The sequence below is a fragment of the Vibrio genomosp. F10 str. 9ZD137 genome (assembly GCF_049974785.1).
In the GTDB taxonomy this organism is placed as follows: Bacteria; Pseudomonadota; Gammaproteobacteria; order Enterobacterales; family Vibrionaceae; genus Vibrio.
On sequence record NZ_JBNGCJ010000780.1, the window covers coordinates 1 to 2,867 of the forward strand.

Annotated in this window: 4 protein-coding genes and 1 pseudogene; 2 read left to right on the top strand and 3 right to left on the bottom strand. The window is 43.3% G+C overall.

Annotation, left to right across the window (positions count from 1 at the left end; genetic code table 11):
- A pseudogene (locus ACP45E_RS18175) lies at positions 1–449 on the bottom strand (NADP-dependent oxidoreductase); the annotation flags it as partial.
- A 114-nt stretch (positions 450–563) separates the two neighbouring features.
- On the bottom strand, positions 564–1,157 hold the full coding sequence (locus ACP45E_RS18180) for a TetR/AcrR family transcriptional regulator (RefSeq protein WP_026026490.1): 594 nt from the start codon (positions 1,155–1,157) through the stop codon (positions 564–566).
- A 208-nt stretch (positions 1,158–1,365) separates the two neighbouring features.
- On the opposite strand from ACP45E_RS18180, the gene ACP45E_RS18185 reads away from it, so the two are divergent.
- Positions 1,366–1,710 carry a YajD family HNH nuclease gene (locus tag ACP45E_RS18185; protein WP_017033530.1) on the top strand — a complete coding sequence of 115 codons (345 nt, stop codon included), beginning with the start codon at positions 1,366–1,368 and terminating at the stop codon, positions 1,708–1,710.
- Positions 1,711–1,812: 102 nt separating this feature from the next.
- On the opposite strand, the gene ACP45E_RS18190 is transcribed toward ACP45E_RS18185, so the two are convergent.
- Complete coding sequence (locus ACP45E_RS18190) at positions 1,813–2,280, bottom strand: GNAT family N-acetyltransferase (RefSeq protein WP_026026489.1); 468 nt, start codon at positions 2,278–2,280, stop codon at positions 1,813–1,815.
- Positions 2,281–2,530: 250 nt separating this feature from the next.
- Between ACP45E_RS18190 and ACP45E_RS18195 the strand changes: the two genes are divergently transcribed.
- Positions 2,531–2,867 (top strand): DEAD/DEAH box helicase (locus tag ACP45E_RS18195; protein ID WP_141707410.1); only part of this gene is annotated, 337 nt, incomplete at its 3' end.

Consider the following 2,867-nt stretch of genomic DNA (forward strand, 5'->3'; position numbering starts at 1 on the left):
GTATCACCCGCTTTAGGTTGACCAATATCTAGTAGGCCCATATAAGCGGTGAAGCCTGGCATGCCCATAATTCCTAAAGCAAAAGAAGGATGTTGAGGATCTTGCCCCAATTTGATCAGTCCTTCTCCATTCGACACCCCATAATCTTGCCAACCGGTGTACGCCAGAACCCATTCACCCACTGGAAAGTCAGTATGGTTTGACTGCTCAACCTGACACACGGTCGCGCCGACCATGACATCATCGATGTCAACAGGATCTGCATAAGATTTAGCCGCACTCATGCGTCCACGCATGTAAGGGTCTAGAGACAGGTAAATGCTGCGAAGTAACATTTCACCTTCACCAATAGTTGGTACTTCAGCATTTTCAATGCGAAAATCGTGCTGAGTAGGTGCCCCAACAGGACGAGAAGCCAGTACGATTTGGCGGTTAATAGGTTGAGTCATAGGTTGTTCCTTTTGTGTCATTATAAACTGGTCAAATTAGACCAGTCGTCTATTGTTATTTTCAAAAAATACCGCCCAAATTTTAGGCGGCATTCTCTTTTTTTAGTCGAAAGGTTATTTCAACAGCTGTTTTGTTATTGTCATGGCTTGCTCAAGACCTTCTTGGTTCTGAGTGAGCTTACTCATTAAGCTTGCACCAAGCCATTGATGATAAAGAGTTTGAGCCATCGAATGGCTATCTATTCCATTAGCACTAGTATCAATTGAACCATCTTCGATACCACTTTGTATGCATTGACCCAAAGCAGCGATCACTTGAGTCGCCCCTTGTAATAAAGCTTCTCGCATTGAAGGGGATAAATCCGAGACTTCAGCACTGAGTTTTACCACCAAGCATTTATACGCGTTACAGCGACCATCTTCCACATTGAGCCACAAATCAAAGTAGCTCAGTAGCCTTTGTCGCCCACTGCCTTCACTGTGCGTTAATAGGTGATTTATCCGTTCAATATACTGGCTAAAATAGTCTTCGATTAACGCCTCACCAAACTGTTCTTTCGACTTAAAGTAGTGATAAAAAGAACCTTTCGGCACATCGGCTGTTTTTAACAATGTCGACAAACCAACACTGGTGAAGCCTTTCGCGACGAGTAACTGGTAACCGACATCCAAAATATGCTGTCGTGTATCGTGTGTTTTTGTATTCATACCGCAACTGTAAATCAAATTAGACCAGTCGTCTAGATCTAATTTCGAGCCATCGATACCCATTAGGGAAATGGGGCTTTGAAAAAATTGTGATACACTCATGCGATAAGATTTCGGTCAAAATACGAAGCTACATAATAAAGCAATATAAAAAAGTAATATAAAAAAGTAATATAAAAAAGTAATATAAAACAAGATAGGATGGGACATGTCATCAGATTACACTGGCTCTAGCGCCGCATATGCACGTAAAGAAAGTGGCTACCGCGATAAAGCATTGAAACTTTACCCATGGGTGTGTGGTAACTGCGCACGGGAATTTGTATATTCCAATCTTCGCGAGCTGACCGTTCACCATAAAGATCATGATCACACAAACAATCCAGAAGACGGAAGTAACTGGGAGTTATTATGCCTTTACTGTCATGATCATGAGCACTCCAAATACACCGATCATGACCGTTACGGCGTGGAATCGGAAGCGAGACTCGACGATCATGAGACTGCGACGCACAACCCATTTGCTGATCTTGCAAAAATGATGAAGAAATAGCACTTCCGTACTCATACAGTCATTCATACAAAAAGCTCGCCATTCGTGACGAGCTTTTTAGTTCATATATGTCTTAACAAGCAACACGCTTAAAGCGAGCCATTAATCAATAGTGTGTTCCATCACAAAGTTCTTTAACTTTTGTCCCCTCATTTCCACGTACTGCTCTTGTATAACCGTGAAGCCAAAGCGTTCATAAAACGGACGTGCTGTAATGCTAACGTTTGAATAAAAACGTCTAACGCCACGTTGATTACCCGAAGCGAGGACATGAGTCATTAACGCTTTACCGACGCCTTGCCCTTGATATCCATGATGACAAAAGAAATGATCAATGAGCCCACAAGGTTGTAAATCCGCATAACCGACAATCACATCATCCATCACGGCCACAAAGGGGGTCAAACTTTTCATTCTCTGTTTCCAGTTCGCTGGCTCCTGCGAATCAGGTGCCCATGCCTCGACTTGAGCTTGAGAATAATCACGACGATTGATAACACGGACCGTATTAAAAACGATCTCGAATAATGCGCTCGCATCAGAATCTTTATACTCTCTAATTACAATCAATCTACCTATCCCTTCGCCAAACCTCTCACTGTAAGCATCTTGTCTAAGTAACACTGTGATTTCCACCTGTTTCGATCGATTCTGAGCCTTTCAGTAAACAGACTTTGGGGAATGTCGACACCCTACACGCGTCCTACATGCTTCTTACTCGCATAAGGCGGCATGACTCTTTTGTTCATGACACTACTTAACAAGGCATAAATACGCTAAAATACTCGGCTACTATTTTTAGCCTGAGCCTCTTAACTTAATGACCACAGCCACAACGCCAGCCAACTTTAACCAACTTGGCCTTATTCAACCCTTGCTTGCTCGACTCACTGAGATGGAATATCAATCTCCTACGCCTATTCAAGCGCAAGCTATCCCAAGCGTGTTAGCAGGACGCGATTTAATCGCGGGGGCAAATACCGGCTCTGGTAAAACAGCAAGCTTTGCGCTGCCAATATTGCAAGATGTCTTCACTCAAAAGCAGGCTGGAAAGCCCTCTGGCAGCAATAAAGGCCATACTGGTGGGAATTATGTTACAGCCCTAGTGTTGGTTCCAACGCGAGAACTCGCGAAACAGGTGGCTGATAGTATTAAAT